At 70.8% G+C, this 24,489-nt stretch carries 15 protein-coding genes; 1 reads left to right on the plus strand and 14 read right to left on the minus strand.

Features of this window, described 5'->3' with window-relative positions; genetic code table 11:
* From ACFOWZ_RS43765 to ACFOWZ_RS43830, 14 genes are read right to left on the minus strand one after another with little or no spacing between them, the layout of a single operon-like run.
* Entirely contained in the window at window positions 1-1,113 is a 1,113-nt protein-coding gene (locus ACFOWZ_RS43765; RefSeq protein WP_382379924.1) for a carboxyl transferase domain-containing protein, read from the minus strand.
* Entirely contained in the window at window positions 1,110-2,141 is a 1,032-nt protein-coding gene (sbnB, locus tag ACFOWZ_RS43770; protein WP_382379926.1) for a 2,3-diaminopropionate biosynthesis protein SbnB, read from the minus strand. Before sbnB ends, ACFOWZ_RS43765 begins: the two co-directional genes overlap by 4 nt.
* Window positions 2,138-3,241: a beta-ketoacyl synthase N-terminal-like domain-containing protein gene (locus ACFOWZ_RS43775; protein ID WP_382379928.1), complete on the minus strand. Its 1,104-nt coding sequence runs from the start codon at window positions 3,239-3,241 to the stop codon at window positions 2,138-2,140. Before ACFOWZ_RS43775 ends, sbnB begins: the two co-directional genes overlap by 4 nt.
* Window positions 3,238-3,975, minus strand: coding sequence for a 3-oxoacyl-ACP reductase FabG (gene fabG / locus ACFOWZ_RS43780; protein WP_382379930.1), 738 nt, complete (start codon window positions 3,973-3,975; stop codon window positions 3,238-3,240). The genes ACFOWZ_RS43775 and fabG overlap by 4 nt, the downstream gene beginning before the upstream one ends.
* Window positions 3,975-5,024: a beta-ketoacyl synthase N-terminal-like domain-containing protein gene (locus tag ACFOWZ_RS43785; RefSeq protein WP_382379932.1), complete on the minus strand. Its 1,050-nt coding sequence runs from the start codon at window positions 5,022-5,024 to the stop codon at window positions 3,975-3,977. Before ACFOWZ_RS43785 ends, fabG begins: the two co-directional genes overlap by 1 nt.
* Window positions 5,021-6,256, minus strand: a complete 1,236-nt coding sequence (locus tag ACFOWZ_RS43790; protein ID WP_382379934.1) for a beta-ketoacyl-[acyl-carrier-protein] synthase family protein — start codon at window positions 6,254-6,256, stop codon at window positions 5,021-5,023. The genes ACFOWZ_RS43785 and ACFOWZ_RS43790 overlap by 4 nt, the downstream gene beginning before the upstream one ends.
* Window positions 6,253-6,531, minus strand: a complete 279-nt coding sequence (locus ACFOWZ_RS43795; RefSeq protein ID WP_382379936.1) for an acyl carrier protein — start codon at window positions 6,529-6,531, stop codon at window positions 6,253-6,255. The genes ACFOWZ_RS43790 and ACFOWZ_RS43795 overlap by 4 nt, the downstream gene beginning before the upstream one ends.
* Window positions 6,512-7,486, minus strand: coding sequence for a 2,3-diaminopropionate biosynthesis protein SbnA (sbnA, locus tag ACFOWZ_RS43800; protein ID WP_382379938.1), 975 nt, complete (start codon window positions 7,484-7,486; stop codon window positions 6,512-6,514). The genes ACFOWZ_RS43795 and sbnA overlap by 20 nt, the downstream gene beginning before the upstream one ends.
* Window positions 7,477-8,376, minus strand: a complete 900-nt coding sequence (gene aroF / locus ACFOWZ_RS43805) for a 3-deoxy-7-phosphoheptulonate synthase (RefSeq protein WP_382379940.1) — start codon at window positions 8,374-8,376, stop codon at window positions 7,477-7,479. Before aroF ends, sbnA begins: the two co-directional genes overlap by 10 nt.
* A 10-nt stretch (window positions 8,377-8,386) precedes the next feature.
* A complete protein-coding gene (locus tag ACFOWZ_RS43810; RefSeq protein WP_382379942.1) occupies window positions 8,387-9,631 on the minus strand; it encodes an MFS transporter in 1,245 nt (414 codons plus the stop codon).
* Complete coding sequence (locus ACFOWZ_RS43815; protein WP_382379944.1) at window positions 9,628-16,743, minus strand: amino acid adenylation domain-containing protein; 7,116 nt, start codon at window positions 16,741-16,743, stop codon at window positions 9,628-9,630. Before ACFOWZ_RS43815 ends, ACFOWZ_RS43810 begins: the two co-directional genes overlap by 4 nt.
* Window positions 16,744-16,793: 50 nt before the next feature.
* Window positions 16,794-21,629, minus strand: coding sequence for an amino acid adenylation domain-containing protein (locus ACFOWZ_RS43820; protein ID WP_382379946.1), 4,836 nt, complete (start codon window positions 21,627-21,629; stop codon window positions 16,794-16,796).
* Window positions 21,626-21,814 (minus strand): MbtH family protein, encoded by a 189-nt coding sequence (locus ACFOWZ_RS43825; RefSeq protein WP_382379952.1) that lies wholly within the window; start codon window positions 21,812-21,814, stop codon window positions 21,626-21,628. The genes ACFOWZ_RS43820 and ACFOWZ_RS43825 overlap by 4 nt, the downstream gene beginning before the upstream one ends.
* Before the next feature lie 23 nt (window positions 21,815-21,837).
* Window positions 21,838-23,256, minus strand: a complete 1,419-nt coding sequence (locus tag ACFOWZ_RS43830; protein ID WP_382379948.1) for a condensation domain-containing protein — start codon at window positions 23,254-23,256, stop codon at window positions 21,838-21,840.
* A 226-nt stretch (window positions 23,257-23,482) separates the two neighbouring features.
* Here ACFOWZ_RS43830 and ACFOWZ_RS43835 point away from each other — a divergent pair.
* On the plus strand, window positions 23,483-24,489 hold a 1,007-nt coding region (locus ACFOWZ_RS43835; protein ID WP_382379950.1), incomplete at its 3' end, for a TauD/TfdA family dioxygenase.

Here is a 24,489-nt window from a genome sequence, read left to right on the forward strand (position 1 = left end):
TCACCGGACCATCCGCTCGGGACAGACCGGCCGGTGCGACAAAGCGTTCGCCACCTTCATCCGCGTCTCCTCCGGATCGATCACCTCGTCCACGGCCGCTGCGTCCACACCGGACGATGACCATGCGTACACCGTCGTCACTCCCGTGGAACAGGCCTTCGCCACGAAGTACGCGCCCTGATAACACTCGCGGGTGATCAGCACCACCCGTGGGACGGACGTCGACGCGAAGGCATCGAGAAGTTCCGCGCCACCGCGCAACAGGTCTCCCCACCGTTCGTCGATGCCCGGCAGGAACGCGGGCACGTCCACGACGACGATCAACGGCACCGAGAACGCGTCGCACATCCGCACGAACTGGGAAGCCTTTCTCGCGGCTGCCGCATCGAGCAGGCCCCACCGGTCACGCGGGTTGTTCGCCACGACACCGACCGTGCGGCCTCCCAGCGTGCCGAGGCCGACCACGATGCTCTGCGCCGTCCCACGTCTGAGCGCCTCGAACGTGCCGTCGTCGAGCAGGCCGCGCACCAGCGGTTCGACGTCGTAGGGCTGCTGCCCGCGTGCCGGCAACGCCTTCCGCAGGTCCTGGTGGCAGCCGGCCACGACGTCACCGGCCCGCGCCGATCCGGTCAGCAGGCGGAGGACTCGTGTCGTGGCAGCCCGCGCGTCCTCCTCGTTCGCCACGTCCAGGTGCAGACCCCGCCCACCGACGGAGATCGCCACGTCGGCGAGCTCCACGCAGGCGGCCATCCCGCCACCCGCCGAGCCGGCGACGGTCAGGATCTGGGGAACACGGCCGGAAACACTCATCATCGCCGCGTACACGTGCACCAGTCCGCCGGACAGCTCGTTCCCGATGCCGGCCGCGGCTTCGATCCGCCACACCCCGATCAGCGGGAGGTCCTCCCGGTCGGCGAGGTCGATCGCCGCGACGACGTGGCGACATCTGACTTTCTCGAAGACCTCGTTCGCCTCGTTCATCTCGACGACGTACAGCACGACGGGAACACCCGTGATCGTGCCGCGGGCGGTGTACACGCCCGCGCGGTCGTCGCCGGCGAGCACGACGGCGCTGCCCGGATCGAGGCAGGACGCAGAACGTGGTGAGATCATGACCGTCCGCCGTACCGCTCGAGCTCGTCGAAGAAACCGGGCACCGTGCGGAGTTCGCCGCCGGCCTCGAGCTCGTCGTGAACGTGCCTGGCCAGCGCCAGGTCCAGCACCCCGAGCCCGAACGGGGAGAACACGACGGGCCGGTCGTCCGGCAGGACGGCGGTACCGGTCAGCACGTCGGGCAGTGTCGCGTGCACGAAGTCGCGATGGCCCGCCTGCTGCTCAGCCAGGTGCGGTGACGTGTTCGCACGCAGACAGTGGTCGACGTCGTCCACGACGTTGACCGAGCACAGGATGATCTCGGGTGCGAGATCGCGCAGCGACAGGTGCAGGACCAACGGGTTGTGCCGGAACCACGACGGGTCGTGCACGTGCGGTGTCGCGGCCACCGTCGCGAACACCACCACATCGCTCGCGCGGACGAGTTCGCCCGCGTCGGTGTGGATCCTGGCCCGGCCGCCGGATCGCGCCACGTACGAGGAGAACCCGTCGGCGTGCGCTGCCGCTGTGTCGTACACCCCGACGTCGTTCAGGTCCCAGCCCGCGGTGCGGAGATAGGTGTGCACGTACCTGGCGATGAGTCCGGTACCGACGAAGCCGACTCTCGCGGTGCCCGAGCCCGTGCGCAACAGTCCCGCGGCCAGCACGGCGGACGCGGCCGTGCGAGTGGCGCTGATGACGGACGTCTCCAGGCAGGCGAACGGGTAGCCGTTGGCAGGATCGTTCAGCACGATGACGCCGGACGCCCTCGGCAGGCCGGTCGTCACGTTGCCGGGAAAGCTGGAGATCCACTTGATTCCGTCCACAGTGGAGTCTCCGCCCAGCGACGCCGGCAGCGCGATGATGCGGTCGGCGGGCCGGTCCGGAAACCTGAGGAAGTAGGACGGTGGGTTCACCGTGCGCCCGGCGCCGTGCAACCGGTAGGTGTCCGCCACGATGCGCATCACGCGCTGTTCCTGCCCGTGCAGTACCCGGCTCACCTGCTCACCGGTGATGACGGCGAAAGACGGTGCCGTTGACTCGGTCATGTCTTGTCTCCACGAGTTCGTCGATGTTCAAGGCAGGACACAGCGGCGGAAATGCGGAACAGGCCGCACCCGACGTTGCCGTCGGGGTCGGCAGAGGTCACCAGTGCGATGGAATCCGACGCGGAAGCGTGGGCGATCGCCGTCGCCAGCTGGAAGGCAGCGGAAGCCCCGTCCGTGTCGCCGATCAGGCAGGCGGGCTCGATCACCTGCCGGTCGCGACCGAAGAGGTCCGCGACCGCCAGGCGCTCCGCGACCGCGCACCGGCGCGAGACCACGATCGACGAGACCTCGGTCACCGATCCGCGCACGGCGTCCAGAGCACGACGGATCCGGGCGGCGAGCACCTCCGCAGCCGCGTCGGGGTGCGGGGCGACGCCGAACTCCAGCGCGAGCGGTTCCGCCAGTGGCACGCGTCCGTGCTCGGCGGCCGCCTCGGCGGACTCGAGGAGGAACACGCAGCACCCCTCACCGAGCGGATCCGCTGATCGGGCACCGTGCCCGTGCCAGGTGAGCCACGAACGGCGTGGGGTCAGGTCCTCGACCGCGGCGACCAGCACGGCCGGCGCCCGGCCCCGCAGGTGCAACCGCCGCGCGTAGGCGAGCACGGACAGGCCGGTCATCCGCCCTGTCGTCACCGTCGTGTTCGGGCCGCGCAGGCCGAACCTGATGGCGCACTGCGCCGCCGAGTTGTTCATGACGCTGCTCGGGAACGCCTTGGTGTCCACCTGGAACGGTTGGGGGCTGGTCAGTGACTGACGGGTCAGCGCCATCGCCCTGTCGGTCGCGATGAGGTCGCCGCCGAGCACCACGGCCTTGGAGGTCGCGGGGTACTCGGCGAGATCGTGGCATCGCAGCAGCAGCCCCGCGGTGCCGACCGCGAGGCTCGCCGCACGGCCCAGTGCGGCGAGGTTCTTGGCGTCGTTGCCGATGACGGCCGCGAGGTCGAACTCCTCGACGACCCCGGCCGCCGCGTAGGGCAGTTCGGCGGACGGGTCGACAGCGGCCAGGGCAGTCCGGCCGGCCAGCACGCCACGGGTGAAGGCATCGGCACCGAGCCCGAACGGGGAGATCACCGACATCGCCGTGATGACCGGGCTCATGCGCCAATGCCACCATCGATCTCGAACACCGCACCGGTCACGTAGGAGGCCCGGCCAGAGCTGAGGTAGGAGACCAGGTCCGCCACCTCTTCACCGGTGCCCGCGCGACGCAACGCGATCCGCTCGATCATGCGTGCGCGTACCTGTTCGGACAGTCCCGCCGTCATGTCGGTCGCGATGAGCCCGGGAGCGACGACGTTCGCCCGCAGGCCGTACCTGCCGACCTCCTTGGCGAGCGCCCTGGTCATCCCGATGATGCCGGCCTTGGCCGCCGAGTAGTTGGCCTGGCCGGGATTGCCGTGCACGCCGGACACCGACGACAGCGTGACGATGCTGCCGCACTTGCGTTTCATCATCCCGAACGTCGCGGCCCGGCAGACGTGGAACGTGCCGTCCAGGTTCGTGCGGAGCACGTCACCCCACCGCTGCGCGGACATCGTGGCGAACCCGCCGTCCGCGGTGATACCGGCCGAGGTGACGACCGCGTGGATCGGGCCGAAGTTCCGTTCCACGTCAGCGACCCACGCCGTCACCGCGGCCGCGTCGGTCACGTCCACCCTCGTCGCGGACACCCTCGCCCCGTCGAGTTCCTTCACCAGCTGCTGCGCGGCCTCGGAGTCCGATCGGTAGGAGAACGCCACGTCGAACCCGTCGGCGGCCAGCCGTGCGACGCAGGCTCTCCCGATACCCCGCGAACCGCCGCTCACCAGCGCCACCCGCGTGTCTTCTGCCATCACGCACCTCCCAAGCGCAGCAACGCGCCGCTCACGGCGCCGTTCGGATCCGTCGCCATCACGAGCACATGCCGTCCCGCTGCCTCCGGCCACCTGCCGACGAGTCCCAGCGCGGTGGCGACGGCGAAGGCGGCCGACGCGGCGCCGGTGTCACCGATCCCTTCCGCATCGGGGATCCTGGTCAGCGCGTCCGGCCCGACCAGCCCGGCGAGGGCTGCGTGTTCCCGCAGCGAGCTACCCGCACCGACCGCCGCCCAGACGGCGGCAGCACCGACTCCGGCGCGGTTCAGCACGTCCCTGCCGCACGCCACCACCGCGGCGGGCAGATCGTGGTCGACCGCGACCCGTCCGGTCACCGCGAGCACGTGCGCCAGCGGCTCGCGCGCTCCGGGTGGCTCCAGGCGGAACACCGCACTGCCTTCGCCGAGCCACTCCAGCCTGCGGCTGCAGGCGTGGTGGGTCAGCCAGGCCCTTGCCGGCGTGTACTCCTCGACCGCACCGGCGATCACCCGGTCGGCCCGGCCGGCGGCGAGCAGGCGGCACGCGTAGTCCAGCGCGTGCAGACCCGCGGCACGACCACCGGCGATCGTGGTGTTGGGGCCCGTGATGCCGAAGCGGATCGCGCACTGCGCGGCCGCGCAGTTCATCGTGCCGCTCGCCAGCGTCTTCGGGTCGAGCAGGTGCGGCCTGCGGGCCCGCAGCGAGGCACGCATGTGGTCCATCTCGGTCTGCACGCTGCCCAGCGCGGTACCCAGCACGAGCCCGGTGCGCTCACCGGTGTCCAGGCCGGGGTCCACCAGGTCACTCAGCGTCGCCAGCGCGAGCTGGCTCGCGCGGTCGAGGTGCCGGACACCCCGGCCGTCGAGGATCGCCGCCGGGTCGAGTCCGGGCACCGTGGACGCGAGCGCGTCCGGCAGCGGCGGGCCGTCGGCATCGACCGGGCGGGCTGTGACGTCGCCATCCAGCAGACCGTCTACATAGGACTTCGGGCCGAACCCGAACGGCGACACCACCGACCAGCCGGTGATCACCGCTGCCGTGCCGCTCATCGATCCCTCCCGCTGTACCTGCCGAGCACGACCACGGCGTTGTCACCGCCGAAGGCGAACCCGTTGTTCTGCACCACGTCCACCCGGGCAGCACGCGCCACGTTCGGCACGCAGTCGACCCCGCAGTCGGGATCGGTCTGCCGGTGGTTGATCGTCGGGGGGATGAACTCCCCGGTCAGCGCCAGCACGCACCCGATGGCCGCGAGAGCGCTCGCCGCACCCATCGTGTGACCCAGCATCGACTTGAGTGAGACCACCGGAGGCGGGCGGCCGTCGTAGACGTCCCGGATCGCCTCGCACTCGGTGATGTCGTTGAGCTTGGTCCCGGTGCCGTGCGCCGAGATGAACCCGACCTCCTGTGGCTTCACCCCGGCGTCGTCCAGGGCGAGCCGCATGCAACGCGCGACGCTCGCACGGGACGGTGCGACGGGATGTTCGCCGTCGCAGTTCAACCCGTAGCCGAGCACTTCGGCGTGGACGCGGGCCCCGCGGGCGGTCGCGTGCTCGGCGCTTTCGAGCAGCAGCACACCGGCTCCCTCGCCGGTGACGATCCCGCGCCGCTCCGCGTCGAACGGCCGGCACTCGTCCGGGGCGACCAGCCCGAGCCGGTGGAACGCGGCGAACGTCTTGCGGCTCACCGCGTCCGAGCCGCCGCACAGCACGTAGTCGGCCAGGCCCAGCCGGATCGCGTCCAGCCCCTCGCCGATGGCGTAGTTGCCGGCCGAACACGCGGTGCCGATCACCCTGGCGTCCACATCGGACAGACCGAGCTCCCGTGCGATGGAGGTCGCGATGGTCTGCGGGGGTACCCGACGGGCCAGTTCCGGGCGCATGTGCTCCGGCCCGTACCGCACGTCGACCGAGGTCAGCTCGTCGACGTCCTGCGACTCACCGTTCGTCGTGCCGATGGTGACGAGTCCCCTGCGCCGCGCCAGCGTCTCCGGCTCGAGACCGGCGTCCTGCACCGCCATCCTCGCCGCGGCGGCGGCGAACTGCGCGGCACGTCCCAGCCGGGCGGGATCGAGCGTGCGGATCCAGTCGCCCGCGGCGAAACCACGCACCTCGCACACGACGTCGGAGGGAAAGCCCGTGGTGTCGAACGAGGTCGCCGGTGCCGCCGCGCTGCGGCCCACCCGCAGCGCGGCGGCGAACTCGCGCAGTCCGACACCGATGCCGGACACGGCACCCATGCCGGTCACCACCACGCGGCGTCCGGCGACCGGGGCCGTCACCGGCTCGCCGCGTTCTCGTCGACAGGCCAGCCGGCGGCCTCCGCCACGACGTCGTAGACGGCGTCGACACTGGTCATGCGACGGATCTCCTCCGGCTCGATCTCGATCTCGAACTCGGTCTCCAGCGCGGCGAGCAGGTCGATCGCGTTGAGCGAGTCGACGCCCAGGTCCTCGACGAAGTGCGTCTCGTCGGTCATCTGGTCCGGTGCGACCTCGAAGGAGGCACAGGCCAGCTGCTTGATCTTGTTCTTGCGGTCACCGATCAGAGTGCTCATGTCGCGTCCATTCCGTTCCGTAGTTGGTGTGCAGCCAGTTCTCGTCGTAGACGGAACCGAGGTAGCGCTCCCCCAGATCGGGAGCGATCAGCACCGCGGTCCGGTCCTCACTCCCACCGTTGCGGGCCAGCCAGCGCAGTGCTCCGGCGACGACGGTGCCGGTGGAACCGCCGAAGAGGAAGCCGTGCGCGGCGAGCCGGTGACAGGCCCGGATCGTGTCGGGTTCGGCCACGTGCACGACATCGTCCACACAGGACGGATCGAGGATCTCCGGCCGCCGGCTCGTGCCCAGTCCAGGAACCAGCCGGCGTGCGGGTTCCCCGCCGAACGTCACCGATCCCACCGCGTCGACCGCGACCACGGTGACCGGCAGGCCCTCGTCCCGGAAGAACCGGGCGCATCCCATCAACGTTCCGGTGGTGCCCGCTCCGACGAACAACAGGCCGAGATCGGGGAACTGCTTGAGGATCTGCGGTGCGGTGTTCGCGTAGTGCGCTCTCCAGTTGCCCTCGTTCGCGTACTGGTTCAGCCACACGTACGAGTCGTCGGCGGCGCACAGCTCCCGCACGCGGTCCAGCCTCGCACCGAGCAGGCCGCCGTCCGCGGTCGGCCGGGAGACCACCTCCACCCGCGCCCCCAGTGCCCGCATCATGCGCACCGAGGGTTCCGTGCACCGGGTGTCGGTGACGCACACGAACCGGTAGCCGCGATGGGCGGCGATCATGCTCAGCGCCACGCCGAGATTGCCCGACGACGACTCGACGAGCGTGTGTCCCGGGCGGAGCAGCCCCGATGCCTCGGCGGCGTCGACCATGCCGGCCGCGGCCTTGAGCTTGATCGAACCGGCGAGGTTGAGCCCCTCGCACTTGAGATGAAGGTGGTGGCCGACGATGCCGTGCAGGTCGACGTACAGGTCGTCGACCGTGAACGCGTCGGGTGCGGAGATCACCGGCACGCTCGGCCACCAGCCTCGACCGGTGTGGGCGTCTCGGCCAGGGCGCGCCCGGCCAGCCGCGGCACGTCCTTCATGAGCGCGGCCAGCTCCGGCATGTCCTCGGGTCCCAGTGCCTGCGGGCCGTCGCACAGCGCCACCGCGGGCACCGGATGGCACTCGATGATCAGCCCGTCGGCGCCGACCGCGACGGAGGCCCTGCTGAGCGGCAGCACGAGGTCGCGCCGCCCGGCGGAGTGCGAGGGATCGACGATGACCGGCAGATGGCTCATCTTCTGCACCACCGGAACCGCGCTGATGTCGAGCGTGTTCCTGGTCGTGTTCTCGAAGGTGCGAATACCGCGCTCGCACAACACGATGGCTTCGTTTCCGGCGGCAGCGACGTATTCGGCGGCGAGCAGCCACTCCTCGATGGTCGCGCTCAGCCCGCGTTTGAGCAGAACCGGGCGACGGGTCGTCCCGACTGCGCGCAGCAGTGCGAAGTTCTGCATGTTGCGAGCTCCGATCTGGAGCATGTCGGCGTGGTCCGCGACGAGATCCACGTCGCGTGTGTCGAGGACCTCCGTCACGAACGGCACCCCGATCTCGGCCCGGACGTCCGACAGGATCCGCAGTCCCTCGGCGCCCAGGCCGTGGAAGGAGTAGGGCGAGGTGCGCGGCTTGAACGCACCACCCCTGAGCAGGGACGCGCCCGCCGACACGGCCATCTGGGCGGCCCGCAGCGTCTGTTCCGCCGTCTCGACCGCACAGGGGCCCGCGACGAGCGTGAACGTGCCGGGTCCGATCGTCACCCCTCCCACCGCGACCGTGGACCGTCCGGCCCGTCCGTTCGCGCCCACCAGCTCAATTGGATCGGCCATGACCATCTCCTGACATGTGTCGGCGTCGAGCAATCTGTGTGCATCAAGCGGAATCTGACTTCGGTATCTCGCGGAACGAACGCGTTCCCTGACTGATCGAGGCGAGCAGGAGCAGCAGGAGGTGCACGCCCATCGCGGCGATCACCGTCGCTCGCACGCCGAGGAGGTCGAGCGTGACGCCGCCGGACGCCGACCCGATCGCGAGCGGTCCGTAGGCGAGCAACGTCACCGCGCCCGCGATCCGGCCACGCATGTCCTCGGGCGCGACGCCGAACAGGTGGGCGCTCAGCGACACCGCCCACACCCCGGCGGCACCGGCCGACAGGGCGAACACGGTTCCCAGCACGACCGGAGCGCTCACGAACGCCACGACGAGCAGGAGGCACGCCCACAGCAGGTTCGACAGGATCATGAGGCGGGGCAGGGTGAACCTCCGCATCCACCAGGGCGTGCTCAACGCGCCGGCCACACCACCGACTCCCGCGGCTCCGGTGACCAGTGCCGCGACGAGCTCCGACCCTCCGCTTCTGCGCACGACGACCAGGACGGCGAGCTGCACCACCGGGAACAGCAGGTTGGTCGACGCGATCAAACCGACGGCCAGGCGGGCGAACCGCTGCCCGCGCAGCCAGCTCACCGATTCGGCCACCTCCCGCACCACCGAGCCGCGCTGCGACCGCCTCGGCGACTGAAGCGGCACCCTGATCCGCAGAAGCATGAACAGCGACAGGACGTGGGTGATCGCCGTGAACAGAAAAGGGGCCCAGGTGGCCAACGCGGCGAACGCCCCGGCACCCGGCTGGCCCAGCAGGCCGGCCGCGCGTTCCCTGGCCTCGTTGCGCGCCGTCGCCGCGGCGATGGACTCCGCCGCGACCACGCTCGGCAGCGCGGCTCGCTCGGCAACCCGGTACACGACGGTGAAACCGCTTTCGACGAAACCGAGCACCGCGAAGTGCACCGGGTGCACGCCGTCGACCAGGACCAGCACCACCACGACGCACACGACGGCCGCACGGGCGAGGTCGCAGACGACCATCAGGTTTCTGCGATCGACGCGGTCCGCGAGCACGCCGGCGGGCAGCTGCACCAGCAGGTACGGCAACTGCGCCGCCGCCGCCACCAGACCGGCGGCAGTCGCCGACCCGGTGGCCCACAGCACGATGAGCGGATAGGCGTAGGCACTGACCCTGGAGCCGAGGAAGGACAGTCCCGCGCCCGCCCAGAGCAACAGGAAGTTCCTGTTGCCCTTGAGTCCGTACGCCGGGGGCCGGACCGGGGGTGCGCTCACGGAAGAATCACCGGAGTGTCCTCAGTGGACAGACTGCCGGTCACCTCGCGCAGCACCTCCACGAGCTCTCGCACCCGCGCCTCGGACAGGACGTCCTCGTGCCCGCCGGACACCCGCCGCACGTCGAGACCGCCGCGGGCGAGTTCGGTCCAGCGCAGCACGTACTCCTGGTAGGTGCGGCCGCGCAGCACACCGTGGCCGTGCTCCGCGCAGTCGTCGGTCGCCAGCAGCAGCACCGGTGTCTCGATGACCGGATAGTGGTAGGAGTACATGGCCCTGGTGAGCATCCGCATCCGGTTGAGCTGGAGCCGCACGGTGTCCCGATCCGACGCGGCCCCGGACAGCCGGGCGAGCCCGAGCAGCACGGCAACCTCGTCGTCCGCCACAGCCGCGCCCGCGGCCATCAGCTCGACGAGCCGCTCGACGACGGGATCGGTGGTCACGACGTCGGGTGTGCCGATCGGGTCACCTGTCGGGTCGACCAGGACCAGTGCCGCCGCCGGAGTACCCGCCTCGGCGAGCTGGACGGCCATCTCCCAGGCGAGGGTCGCGGCCGAGGACCAGCCGAACAGGATCTTCGGCCGGTCGGTCGCCATCTCACCGATGTAGCGGCCGGCGAGCTCACGCAGATCGACCGTCCTCTCGCCGAGCGACGCCGGTGCCTCGAACGCTGCCACCGCGCAGCCGTCCCCGACGGCGTCGGCGAGCGGAACGAACCAGTGGGCGCTGCCTCCCTGCGGATGCACGCAGTAGAGGGCGGGCCCGCTCTCGCCCGGCCGCAGCCAGACCAGAGCTTCTTCCTCGCCCGACGCGCCGTCCTGTGCGGCGAGGGCAGCGATCGTCCGGTGCGCGAAAACGTCCCGCACGGTCAGGCGGAAACCGTTGGCCCGCATCGCGGACACCAGCGTCAGCGTGCGGATGGAGTCACCGCCCACCGCGAAGAAGTCGTCCTCGACCCCGATCTCGTCGACTCCGAGCACGGTCCGCCACACCTCGACCAGACGCGCCTCGGCCTGCGTACGGGGCGCGACGGCCTCCCCCGCTCCGAGCGCGGCCCGGTCCGGGGCCGGCAGGGCCTTGCGATCCACCTTTCCGTTCGCGGTCAACGGCAGCACGGGCAGTGCGACGAGTGCGGACGGCACCAGGTGCTCGGGCAGCGCGGCCGTGAGCCGCCGCCGGATCTCCGCCGGGTCGGCGGTTCCAGCGAAGTAGCCGACGAGACTGCCGGCGTGTACCTTCGCGGCGGCGTCCTGGACGTCCGGGCACGCGCGCAGCGCCGACTCGACCTCACCCAGCTCCACCCGCTGACCGCGGATCTTCACCTGGTTGTCGCGCCTGCCGATGAACTCGAGCTGCCCGTCCGTCCGGTACCGCACGCGGTCACCCGTGCGGTACATCAGTCCGCCGTTGAACGGATCGGGGACGAACGCCTGCGCGGTGCGCTCCGGGTCGTTCAGGTAGCCCCGGCCCACACCCGCGCCCGCCACGTGCAGCTCGCCGGGAATGCCGACGGGCACCGGCATGCGGTTCGGGTCGAGCACGTACAGCCTGGTGTTGCGAATGGCCCTGCCGATGGGCACGATCGGGCCCTCGATCGGCGTTCGCGCGTCGAGGAACGCGTGCGTGACGTCGTCGGAGCACTCGGTGGGCCCGTAGGCGTTGACCATCGGGACGTGGGGGAAGAGCGCGAACCACCGCGTGCACAGCTCCGGCGGCAGCGCCTCACCGGTGACCACGAGCCAGCGCAGACAACCGAGGTCCGGCAACGGCGCGCCCGCCTCCCAGTCGTCCAAAGCCGCGCGCAGCAACGAAGGCACCACTTCGAGCACCGTCACGACCTCGGATGTCACCGCACCGAACAGTGCGGAGGGATCGGCCGCGGCCGACCTGTCCACCACGTGCACGCGGCCACCGACGACGAGCGGGGCGAGCATCTGCCACACCGACACGTCGAAGGTGAGCGGAGCGTTCTGCACGACGACGTCGCCCGCGGTCAGCTCCAGGTCCTCCACCTTGGCCAGCAGGTGGTTGGCCATGCCCCGCCGGTGCACCACGGCACCCTTCGGCGTGCCGGTCGAGCCGGAGGTGTAGATCACGTACGCGAGGTCGTTCTCGTCGCCGACCGGAGTGGTCCACTCCGCCCGCGTGTGCTCCGCGCGCACCATCACCAGCACGTCGACCGGAAGGCCGTCGGCGGCGGCCCTGGCGTGCTCGACGTGTTGCGAGGCCACCAGCATCACCTGTGCGCCGCTGTCGGCCAGCAGCTTTGCGGTCCGCGGCACGGGTGCCGCGGTGTCCAAGGGGATGTAGGCGCACCCGGCGCCGAGCACGCCGAGCACGGCGGCGACGAAACCCACACCGGAGTCGGCGAGGATCGGCACCACCGAACCGCGCGGCAGGCCGGCGAGCCGGGCGGTGACCACGCTGGCCCGCCCGGCCAGCGTCCGATAGGTCACCCACTCGTCGCCGTCCACCACGGCGATCGCCTCCGGCGTGCGCTCGGCGAAGTCGCGCACCCGTTCGACGACGCCCTCGGGGCTCAGGTCGCGCTCGGTCCGGTTCCACCGCTCCAGCACCAGATCGCGCTCACCGGGCGGCAGGCAGGTGACCCGCGCGTCACCGTCGAGGTCGGCGATCATCGCTTCGAGCACCGCGCGGAACATCGCCATGAGGCGTTCCCCGTTGGCCCTGCTGAGCACACTCGTGTTGGTGTGCAACAACAACACGTCGCGCATGTTCGCGATGGTCAGCGCGAACTCGTTCGGGCTGTCGTCCATCACGGTGTCGGGTTCGACGAGGTCGGCGTCGACCACGTGGAAGTCGAGGTAGATGAAGAACGTGTCGATCAGCCTGCCGGTCGCGCCCGCCTCCCGGTGGATCTCGGGCAGCGGGAACCGGCGGTGCGGCCACAGCTCGACGTGCCGGGCGAAGGTCTGCTTCACCAGGTCACGCCACGTCTTCGCGGACCTGTCGCAGGCGAACGGCACCGTGTTGAGGTACATGCCCGCCACCCGGTCGGCACCGAGCACCTCCGGCCGCGTGTCGCACACCAGGCCGGTGAAGAACTCTCCCGCGTCGGTGAGCGTGCTCATCACCTTGAGGTAGGCGCTGTGCAGCACGGCCTTGAGGGAGACGTCCGCACGCCGGGCGATGCCGCGCAGGTCGTCCATGATGTCGCGGCAGGACAGGTCGAGGCGGTAGCGCTCTCCTGGTTCCTCGCCACGCCACGCCGCCGGCAGCTCGAACGCCGGATACCGGCTCACGACGTCTCGCCAGTATCGTCTGTCCTCGACGGATGCCACTGATTTCTGTTCCGCGGCGACGAAGTCCGCGTAGCGCACCGCCGGGGGCGGCGGCACCTCGGGCGCGGGACGGCCCGCGCTCAGCTCGAAGTAGGCGGTCAGCAGCTGCATCAGCAGCGAGTGGTAGCTCCAGCCCTCGAGGATCGGGTGGCATTCGGTGATGGACACCCACCAGCCGTCGTCGACGACGTGGGCGAAGTACCGCAGCAGCGCGGGACGCTCGACGTCGAACCGGCGCTCCCGTTCCTCCAGCGTCCACTGGCGGATGACCGCCTCGGCGGTCGGCCGGTCCAACCCGCGCAGGTCCTGGGTGCCGATCTCCATCTCGGCGTGCGCGTGCACCACCTGCATCGGCACCGAGAAACCCTCGGGGTGCAAGGAGGTGCGCAGGATCTCGTGCCGGGACACCAGCAACCGCCCGGCTTCGAGCAGTGCCTCGTGGTCGAAGGCGTTGGGGTCCTTGACCTTGAACGAGCTCACGTTGTGGTAGAGGTTGGTGTCACCGCTGGCCATCATCTCGATCAGCATGATCATCTGCAGCTGCGACATCGGGTAGGCGTCGGTGACGCCAGGCCCCAGCAGCGCGCGGTCCTCGGCGGAGATCAGCGCGAAGGGTTCGACCGGTGGCTCCTCCGGCGCCGGCGCGGTCTGCTGGTCGAGGTGCTCGGCGAGGCGTGCGACCGTGCGGTACTCGAAGACGTCGCGCACCGAGACGGCGAAGCCCTCCGCCCGCAGCGAGCCGACGAGCGACACCGCGCGGATCGAGTCACCGCCGAGGTCGAAGAACCCGTCGTGCACGCTGACCGTCTCCACGTCCAGCACGTCGCGCCACACCGCGGCCAGCCGTGCCTCGGTGACCGTCCGCGGCGCGACGATCTCGCCACGGGCCCGCATCGCGCTCTCGTCGGGAGCCGGCAGGGCACGCTGGTCCAGCTTTCCGTTGGGCGTCAACGGGACGACGTCGATGGTGACGAACGCCGACGGCACCATGTAGTCGGGCAGCTTCCGGCCGACGGCTGCCCGCAACTCGCCCGGATCGGGTGTGTCCTCGCCCGTGGGCACGAGATAGGCGACGAGCCTGCGGTCGCCGGGAACGTCCTCGCGCAGCACCACGACCGCCTCGCGCACGGCCGGGTGCTCGGTCAGTGCCGCGGTGATCTCGCCGAGCTCGATGCGGAACCCGCGCAGCTTCACCTGGTGGTCGATGCGGCCGAGGAAGTGCAGGCTGCCGTCAGGCAGCCTGCGGGCCAGGTCCCCGCTGCGGTAGAGCTTGGCGCCGGGGGCGTACGGGTCGTAGAGGAAGCGCTGCGCGGTCAGCTCCGGCCGCTTGAGGTAGCCGCGGGTCACACCGGGACCCCCGACGTGGATCTCGCCGGGCACGCCGATCGGCACCAGTTCCCCGTGCCGGTCGAGCAGGTGGATGCGCAGGTCGTCGAGCGGGTGCCCGATCGGGTTGCCCGCGTTCGGCGCGAGATCGGCCTCGGTGACGCGGTGGAACGTCGAATGCACCGTGGTCTCGGTGATGCCGTACATGTTGATCAGAGCGGGCTCGTCGAGGCCGAACCGTGTGATCCACGGTGCGAGGTCGGCGAGTTCGAGCTTCTCGCCCGCGAAGACCACCGCCCGCAGCCGGAGCCCTTCGAACCGGGCCGGGTCGTTCTCCGCCAGCGTGACGAGTCCGCGGAACGCCGATGGCGTCTGCGACAGGATCGTCACGCCGTTGTCCACCAGCAGAGCGCAGAAGTCCTCAGGAGAGCGGGACACCTCGAACGAGACGACGACGAGCTTCCCGCCGTGCAACAGCGCGCCCCAGAGCTCCCACACCGACACGTCGAACGAGTACGAGTGGAACATCGACCACGCGTCGTTCTCGTCGAAGCCGAAGTGCCTGTCGCTCGAGGTGAACAGCCGCAGCACGTTGGCATGTGTGACGCAGACGCCCTTGGGACGTCCGGTCGAGCCCGACGTGTAGATGACGTAGGCCAGGTCGTCCGGGGTGCTGCGCACCTCGGGGTCGGTGGCGGGCCGTGCGGCCAGCTCCTCGGCTTCGGTGTCGAGCACCACGACGGCGCCGGTGTGGACGGCGGCGAGCGCGGACAGGTGTCGCGAGGTCGTCACGACCAGCTCGACCTCGGCGTCGGCGAGCATGAACCCGAGCCGGTCGGCCGGGTACGCGGGGTCGAGCGGCAGATAACCCGCACCGGACTTGGTGACGCCGAGCAGGGCCGGCACCAGGTCGCCGTCGCGGTCCAGGCAGACACCGACGAGCTTGCCGGGACCGGCGCCCAGCGCCACGAGGTGGTGGGCGAGCCGGTTCGCGCGGGCGTTCAACTCTGCGTACGACAGGACATCACCCTCGAACACGACAGCCGGTGCGTCGGGGGTCCTGAGTGCTTGTTCGGCGAACACCTCGTGCAGACACCGTTGCGGTAGCGGCACCTGAACACCGGAGCCCTTGGTCAGCAGCTCGCGTTCCGCCTCGCCGAGCAGGTCGAGCGACCACACCGGCCGGTCCGGTTCGGCGGCGATCGCGTCCAGCAGGCGCGCGAAGTGGTCCGCCATGCGCGTGATCGTGTCCGCGGTGAAGAGGTCGGTCGCGTACTCGAACACCGCGCCGATCGAGCCGTCGGGCAGCTCGGCGAGCCGCAGGGCGAGGTCGACCTTCGCGACCTGCCAGCCCAGGTCGACGTGCCCGATCGTCAGCCCGGCCACCTCCACCTCCTCGGGCGGCAGGTCGTGCATGGTGATCGCGGCCTGGAAGAGCGGCGTCACCGACATGTCGCGTTCCGGCTGCAGGTCGTCCACGAGCCGGGCGAACGGCACGTCCTGGTGGTCGAACGCGTCGAGCACGGTGTTCCGCACGTCCGTGAGCAGCTCGGTGAAGCTCGGCGCGCCCTCGATCCTGGTGCGCAGCACCAGGTTGTTGATGAGGTAGCCGACCGTGCCCGCGAGGCGCGGGTCGTGGCGCCCGGACACGACGGTGCCCACGGTGATGTCGTCCTGGCCGCTGTAGCGGGCCAGCAGCACCTGGAACGCCGTGAGCAACGCCATGAACGGCGTCGCGCGGCCCGCGATGGCGAGCTCGCGCAACGACTTGGCGGTCGCGGCCGGCACGACGGTCTCGACCGCGGCACCGTGCCAGCCCCGCACGGGCGGTCGCGGGTGGTCGGCAGGCAGCTCCAGCCTGGGCAACCCGTCGAGCTGGGCGCGCCAGTACCGCAGATCGCGTTCGACCCGGTCGTCGGAGAGCCACTTCTGCTGCCACGCCGCGAACTCCGCGTACTGGAGCTCCGGTGGGGGCAGCGGTGAGGGCAGACCGGCGTCGAACGCGTGGTACAGCGCGCCCAGCTCGCCGAGCAGCACCTGCTGCGACACCTGGTCGGACGCGACGTGGTGGAAGGTCGCGACCAGGAGGTGGTGATCGAGCGCGATCCGCAGCAGGACGAGCCGCAGGGGGTGGTCGTGCTCCAGGTCGAACGGCATCCGCGTCTCGTGGCCGGCGAGCGCCAGTGCGGCGTCCTCGCGTTCGGTCTCGGGCAGGTGGGTGAGGTCGGCGACGGCCCACCGCGGCGGGACGGCCGGATCGATCACCTGGACCGGCTGGTCGCCACGCAGTTCGTACCTGGTGCGCAGGATCTCGTGCCGTGCCACCAGCTCCGTCCACACGCGACGCAACGCGTCCTCGTTCAGCCCACCGCGCAGCCGCAGCACCAGTGGGACGAGGTACTCGGCGCTGTCGGGTGCGAGGCGGTTGAGGAACCAGAGCTGTCGTTGCCCTTCCGACAGCGGCAGCGGTCGTGTGCGATCCACTGTCCATTGTGGATTATGCTCGGACCGGAGCTCACCGGTCTGCTGGATGGTCATTTCCGTCGCCTTTCGTCGGCCCTGGTCGCGTTTTCCAGCACAGCGGCCAGCTCCGCCACCGTCGGTTTGTCGAACAACGTGCGGACACCGACGTCGGCGCCGAACTCCCGCCTGAGCAGTGCCGCCAGCTTCGCGGCGCTGAGGGAGTGCCCGCCGAGCACGAAGAAGTCGTCGTGCAGACCGGTCTCGACACCCAGCACCTCGGCCCACAGCCCGGCCACCCGCCGCTGCACCGCGGTCCAGTTCGCCCGGTCGCCGGGCCGGTCGGTGGAGCCGGACTCCGGAACGGGCAGCGCCCTGCGGTCGACCTTGCCGTTGGCGGTCAACGGCAGTTCGTCCAGCCAGACGAGCACGTCCGGTACCTGGTGCGCGGGCAGGCGTTCGGCCAGGAAATCGCGCACCTCGCCGGAACCCGGACCCACGCAGTAGGCCACGAGCCGCTGCCCGCGTCCACCGTGGTCGTCCAGCACGAGCACCACCTCCCGCACGGCCGGGTGCCGCAGCAGCGCGGCTTCGATCTCGCCCAGCTCGACCCGGTAGCCGCGGATCTTGACCTGATTGTCGGCGCGGCCGCGGAACTCCACGTCACCGGACGCGGTCAGCCGGCCCAGGTCCCCGGTGCGGTAGAGCCGCGAGCCCGGTGGGCCGAACGGGTCGGGCACGAACCGGTCGGCCGTGAGCGCGGCGTTGCCGTGGTAGCCACGCGCCACACCTGTCCCGCCGACGCAGATTTCGCCGAGCACACCACGCGGCACCGGCTGCAGGAACTCGTCGAGCACGTACATCGTCGTGCCGGGGATGGCGCGGCCGATGGACAGGTGCTCGCCGTCCCACGGCTGGTCCGCGTCGAACACCGAGTTGCCGACGGTGATCTCGGTGGGGCCGTACTCGCCCATGAACCTGACCTCCGGCTGACCGGTCACCTCGCGCCAGCGGTCGCGCATCGTGGCGGGCACCCAGTCGCCCGCGGCGCACACCACCGAGGCCAGTGGCACCGGCGGACGGTCCCGCAGCTGACTGATGATCAGCTCCAGCTGTGCGGGCGCGAGCTTGAGGAACGAGAACGGCCCGGCGTCGGCGAGCGCGGCACCGAGCTTGGACAGGTCGAGGTCCTGCCCGAACACGTGCACGGTCTGTCCGGTGAGCAGCGGGGTGTACAGGTTCGGCACCCCGAGGTCGAAGGCGATGGACGACACCACCGGCGCACCGCCGCTTCCGTGCGCGGCGTAGGTGCTGACCGTCCACATGAGATAGTTGGCGAGCCCGCGGTGGGACACCGCGACGCCCTTCGGCCGTCCGGTGGACCCGGAGGTGTAGATGACGTAGGCGAGCCGGTCGAGGTCGTCGGCGACCTCGGGCGCGGACGCGGACTCGGCGGCGATCTCGGCGCGGTCGACGTCGAGCAGCACGCGGTCGCCGGTGAACCCGTCGGCGAGCTTCACCAGCCGCGAGTCGCTGATCAACGCCTCCGCGTGGGAGTCCGCGAGCACCACGCGGACCCGTTCGGCGGGGAACGTGGGGTCCATCGGCACGTAGGCCGCCCCTGCCTTCCAGATGCCCAGCAGGCAGGGCAGGAGGTCGGTGTCGCGGTCGAGCAGCACCGCCACCACGGACTCCACCCCTACGCCGCGGACGCGCAGCACGTTCGCGATCCGGTTCGCCCGCTGGTCGAGCTCGGCGAACGTGAGGCTGCCACCGGGACCGGTCACGGCCGTGGCGTCCGGCCAGCCGGACGTCCGCGCGGCGATCACGGCGTGGACCGGCGCGAGCGGACCGGTGGCCGCGATGTCGTTGTGCCTGCGCACCACGAGGTCGAACTCGGTCTCACCGATCATCGGCAGCAGCCCGACCGGTGTGTCCGGTGCGCTCACCAGTGCCGCCGCCAGCCGCGCGTAGTTCTCCGCGATCCCGCGGATCGTCGCCTCGTCGAACAACGCGGTGGCGTACTCCAGAATGCCTTGCAGGCTGCCGTCGGCGTGCCGGCGCATGATGAGCGTCAGGTCCGTCTTCGCCGTCCGCCAGATCTCACCCATCGCCTCGTCGTCGGCCGCGGTCGTCGTGGCCAGATCGCCCTCGTGCAGGTCGAAGATGGCCTGGAACAACGGAGTCCTGGACAGGTCGCGATCCGGCTGGACCTCCTCCAGCACCCGCTCGAACGGGATGTCCGAGTTCGCGAACGCCGCCGTGCTGACCTCGCGGGTCCGCGCCAGGGCGTCGGCGAAGGTGTGGTGCGGCCGAATCCTGTTGCGCAGCACCAGTGAGTTGAGGAAGAAGCCGACTGTTGCCCTGGTCTCCTCGCGGGTCCGGCCCGCGACCGGTGTCCCGACCGCGAAGTCCCAGCCGCGCTGGTAGCGCCCCAGCAGCACGTTGAACGCGGTCAGCAGCGTCATGTACGCCGTGGCCCCGTGCCGGCGTCCGGCCTCGATCAGCGGACCGGCGACCTCGGGCGGCAGCACGAAGTCGAGCGCCGCCCCGTCCGATCGGCGTTCGGCCGCGCGCGGCCGGTCGGTCGGCAGCTCCAGCGGCGGCAGATCGGCGAGCTCGGCACGCCAGTACACCAGCTGGTCCGCCGCCAGTTCGCTGGTGAGCGCGGCGCGTTGCCGTGCGGCGTGGTCGGCGTACTGCAGCGGCACGGCAGGGAGTTCCTCCCCTGCGCACAACCTGGCGAACTCGTCGGACAGCACGGCCACGGAGTGACCGTCGACCGCGATGTGGTGCACGGTCAGCAACAACCGGGCGTCCTCGGCGCCCGGCCGGACCAGCAGGGCCCGCAGCACCGGGCCGTGTTCGAGGTCGAAGCCACGTCCGAGCTCCGTGCGGAACTCCTCGACGTCCTGTGCCGCAGGACCGTCGGCGACCCTCAGCTCGACCGGCCCCGGCGGATCGACGACCTGGCGGGGTTCGCCGAGCCTTGCCGGGTAACGGGTCCTGAGCACCTCGTGCCGCGCGACGAGCTCGTCGAGTGCCCGGCGAACGGTGCCGGTGGTCGCGAAGGGCGGCACGCGCAGGAACACGGGGACGACGTACTCCAACGTCCCCGGCGTCAGCTTGTCGAGCACCCACAACCGCTGCTGGCCGAACGACAGCAGGGACCGGTCGCCTGTCTCCCGCGGTGCGGCCCGGGTGTCGTCGTTGCCCGCCGCCAACAGCTCCGCCTGTGCCCGCACGGTGGTCGCGGCGAACAGCTGCCGGACCTCCACCTCCCGGCCCGACGCGGCTCTCAGACTGTCGGCGAGCCTCGTGATGAGCAACGAGTGGCCACCGAGCTGGAAGAAGTCGTCGGTGGCACCGACGCCGTCGACGCCGAGCATCTCCTGCCAGAGTCCCGCCACCAGCCGCTCGGCGTCCGTCTCGAGTGGAACGTCCGACGCGGCGGTCGTGTGCGGAGTGAGGTCGATGGCCCGCAGCGCGCCTCGGTCGATCTTGGCGCCGACCGTCAGCGGCATGGTGCCGAGCGGCACGAAGACCGTGGGGATCAGGTAGTCCGGCAACCGGTCACGCAGATACGCGCGCAGTTCGGCGGGACCCGGCACGTCCTCGCCCGCGGCGTAGGCGACGAGCCGTTTCTCCCCGTCGGCCACGACGGCGAGCACGGCGCAGGACGCCACGCCGGGATGACCGAGCAGCGCCGACTCGACCTCCGCGGGTTCGACCCGGACGCCGCTGATCTTGAGCTGGTTGTCCGTCCGGCCCAGCCACTCCAGCAGGCCGTCCTCGCGCCAGCGGACCCGGTCACCGCTGCGGTACACACGGGATCCTGGCGGTCCGACCGGGTCGGGGACGAACCTGTCGGCGGTCAGCTCCGGCCGTCCCAGGTAACCGCGACCGACCTGCACACCACCGACCCACAGCTCGCCGGGCACTCCGACGGGGACAAGCTCGCCGAGGTCGTCGACGACGATCAGGTGGCAGCCGTCGATCGGGCGGCCGATCGGCACCGGCCCTTCGGTCCGCGTCCGGTCGCAGAGGTACTCGGACTGCTCGACCGCGCATTCGGCGGGGCCGTAGGTGTTCCAGATCTCGACGTCCGGCAGCTGGTCCCACACCTGCCGGCACAGCTCGTAGTGCAGCAGTTCCCCGCCCGTGGTCAGGAAACGCAGGCTCGTGCACCGGCGCAGCAGCGGGTCGGTGACGAGCATCCGCAGCACCGACGGCACCAGCTGCAACACCGTGGCCCGGTGCCGGATGACGGCGGCGAGCATCGTGGCCGAGTCGCGTTCGGCCCCGTCGGGAGCCATGACCACCACGCCGCCGCTGACCGGCGGGGAGAACAGCTCGGTGACCGAGGCGTCGAAGCTCAGCGCGGTCTTCTGCAGCCAGCGGTCCGCAGGCCCGAGGTCGCGGCCCGCGATCGTCGTCAGCACCCGGTTCGCCACGTTGCCATGCGTCACCACGGCCCCCTTGGGCCGTCCGGTAGAACCGGACGTGTAGGTGACGTAAGCGGCGTCGTCCGCGGTGACGGCGGCCGGAGCCACCGGCTGCCTGCCGTCGGTGAGCGCGCCGACGTCCTGCTCGGTGAGCACGAGACGGCAACCGGTGTCGGCGACGATGCCCTCGACGCGGGCGGCCGGGTGGTTGGGGTCGAGCGGAACGTAGGCGGCGCCCGCCTTCCAGATGCCCCAGACGGCGACGGCGAGGCCGGTGCAGCGGCGCATCCGCACGCCGACCATCGCACCCGTGCCGTGGCCTGCCGCGAGCAGTCCGGCCGCCAGCCGGCCGGACTCGCGGTCGAGCTCGGCGTAGGTCAGCTCGCCGTCGTCGTCGACCACGGCGACCGCGTCCGGAGTCCGTTCGACCTGGCGCGTGAAGAGTTCGGGCAGCAGCGCGTTCACTCCGACTCCCCGGCGAGTCGGCGGCGGACGCTCAACGGCGTGATGTCGTGCCACAGCCGGCCGACGTGCTCCAGGCACTCCTCGCGCGTGCCCTCGGTGCCTTCGGCCCGCCAGCCCTCCGGTAGGTCCCGGTCGAGCCACCAGACCGAGTACTGCTCCTCGTCGTTGACGACGACCCGGTGCATGAGACCGCTCTCACGTTGCGCTGTCAACGGCTCGCTCCTTCCGCGAGATGGTGGGAACGGCCCGTGGCGAACGCCAGCAGCCGCTCACGTTCTGTCTGATCGACCAGCCCGACCGAGGAGACCCTCCGGCCGGGATCGTCGGCCGCGGCGCGCAGGAGCCGCACGAAGTGGTCCTCCAGCCGCCGGATCGTGCCGGGCAGGAACAGGTCCGCGTCGTACTTGACCGCGCAGTGCACCGAGGCCCTGCTCCTGATCACTTCGAGCGTCAGGTCGGACTGACCTGCCTGCTGCGGCATGTCCAGTGCGGTGAAGGAAAGACCGGCGTGGTCCACCTCGGAACCGTGCGACCTGGTCGCCAGTGCCACCAGCGGATCGGCCGGGTTGACCGTGATCATGCTGACCGCGGCCTGTACCAGCGCGCCGGTTCCCGAGCGGCCGGGCAACCCGAGCACGCGGTGCAGCATCGAGAACGGGAAGTCCGCGTGGGGTGCGCCTTCCGTGAGCTGCCGGTGCACTCCGGCGACCAGGTCCGCGAAGGTCGTGAACGGGTCGCAGCGAGCCCGCAGCACCACGCGGTTCGTGTAGTAGCCGACAACTCCCCGGTGGGCCAGTGACATTCCCGACGCGGCGTCGCAGCCGACCAGGAAGTCGTCCTGACCGGTGTAGCGCTGCAGCAGTGCCTGGAACACGCCGATGAGGTGCCGTACCGGCGTCACCCGTGCCGCGCGTGCGGCGGGCTGGAGACCCTCGACGACATCGGCGGGCAACTGGAAGGTGTGCACCGCACCGGCGTAGCGGCGTTCCGGCGGGCGCGGCCGGTCGAGCGGGAGCTCGAGTCCGGTGGGAGCGCCCGCGAGCACGGACCGCCAGTACGCGGCCATCTCCTCCCCCCTGGCCGAGCCGAGCATCCTCCGCTCAGCGGTGACGAAGTCGTCGTAGGTGTGCCGCAGCGGCCGCCAGTCCGGTTCGGCGCCTGCTCGTACCGCTTGGTAGGCCTGGAAGAGCTCCCGCACGACCAGGGAGAGCGAAGCGAAGTCCGTGGCGATGTGGTGCGTGACGAGCACCAGCGCCGCGTCCCCGGCACCCACCTGGAGAAGCACCAGCCGGGCCGCGCCGTCGGTCTCCAGCGTGAAGGGCCTGGCGATCTCGTCGTGGACGAGCTCCCGCACCCGCTCGTCGTCGGCGTTCGCCGCGTAGCGGATCTCCAAGGGAGAGATCGGTTCGTCGCACACGATCCGGCGCGGTGTTCCCTCGCGTTCGACGAAGCGCGAGCGCAACAGGTCGTGACGGCCTGCCACCAGACCGAACGCCCGGCAGAGCGCGGTCACGTCGAGCGGGCCACGCACCCGCATCGCCCATGCGACGTTGTACGCGGCGGACTGCGGAGCCATGCGGTACAGGAGCCACAACGCTTCCTGCCCTACGGACAACATGCGTTCCATTGCGATCGATCTCCCAGCCGGACTGCCGACAACCTCCGAGCAGGGAGAACGATCGCTGGGGTGAGATCGCGCTCACATCACCCATGTGGCTACGCGGACTCGCAATTCCCCGCCCTCTGATCCTTTTCGGACTCACCGGGTCCACGGCATGTCCACATGGGTGATGTGGCCGCACCGAGCGCGTCACCAGGCTGATCCCAAACCCGGTGAGAAAGGACGCGGCGCCATGACAACGCGGCTCGACAGCTTTGACACGGCACTCGGGGATCGCCTGGATCCCGCGGTGGTGTTCGCACTCGACGAGTCGGACCGGCAGCTGCTCGACGACCTGGTCGCCGGCCTGGCCGCAGACCCGGACGCCCGCGTCGACGGCGACGACTGGGCGGACGCCGCCCGCACCCTGTCGAACCGGCTGCCGGTGCGGCTGCGCAGGACCATCAGGCGGTTCCGCCGTGACCCCGGTCTGGAGGGCGTGCTGCTGATCCGCGGTCTGCCGGTCGGAGCGGACAACCTGCCCTCGACACCGAAGGACTCGGGGTCGGTGGAACGCCGTGCCACGCCGTCCGCGGCCGCGCTCATGCTCCTCAGCGCCCAGTTCGGCGAGATGGGTGCGTTCCGGCAGGAGAAGAGCGGCGCGCTGGTGCAGAACATCGTGCCGATCGCGGGCAACGAGTCCTTCCAGGGCAACGAGGGCTCTGAGAGCCTGAAGATGCACATCGAGGACGGCTTCCACGAGCATCGGCCGGACTACGTCGGCCTGCTGTGCCTGCGCAACGACCACGACAACGTCGCGGGACTGCGCACCGCCAGCATCCGCCGCGCGTTGCCGTTGTTGTCGGAGAAGAGCCGCGTGATCCTGCGCGAGCCGCGCTTCGTCACGCACCCGCCCGCCTCGTTCGGTGCCGGGCTTCCGCCCGCCTCCGCCCTGCCGCTGCTCGACGGCGACCCCGGCGACCCGGACATCCAGGTCGACTTCGCCTGCACCGAACCGCAGGGCGCGGAAGCGGAGGCGGCGATGGCGGAACTGTCCCGCGCCCTCGACGAGGTCGCCCGCACGTTCGTGCTCGAACCGGGTGACCTCGCCGTGCTCGACAACCGTCTGACGCTGCACGGCCGGACGTCCTTCCGTCCCCGCTACGACGGCGCGGACCGGTGGCTGCAGCGTTCCTTCATGTACCTCGACGCCCGCCGCACCCGGCCCGTCCGCGAAGCCGACGGCAACGTCCTGTCCTG

This window comes from Lentzea rhizosphaerae (assembly GCF_042649515.1).
Taxonomy (GTDB): domain Bacteria; phylum Actinomycetota; class Actinomycetes; order Mycobacteriales; family Pseudonocardiaceae; genus Lentzea; species Lentzea aerocolonigenes.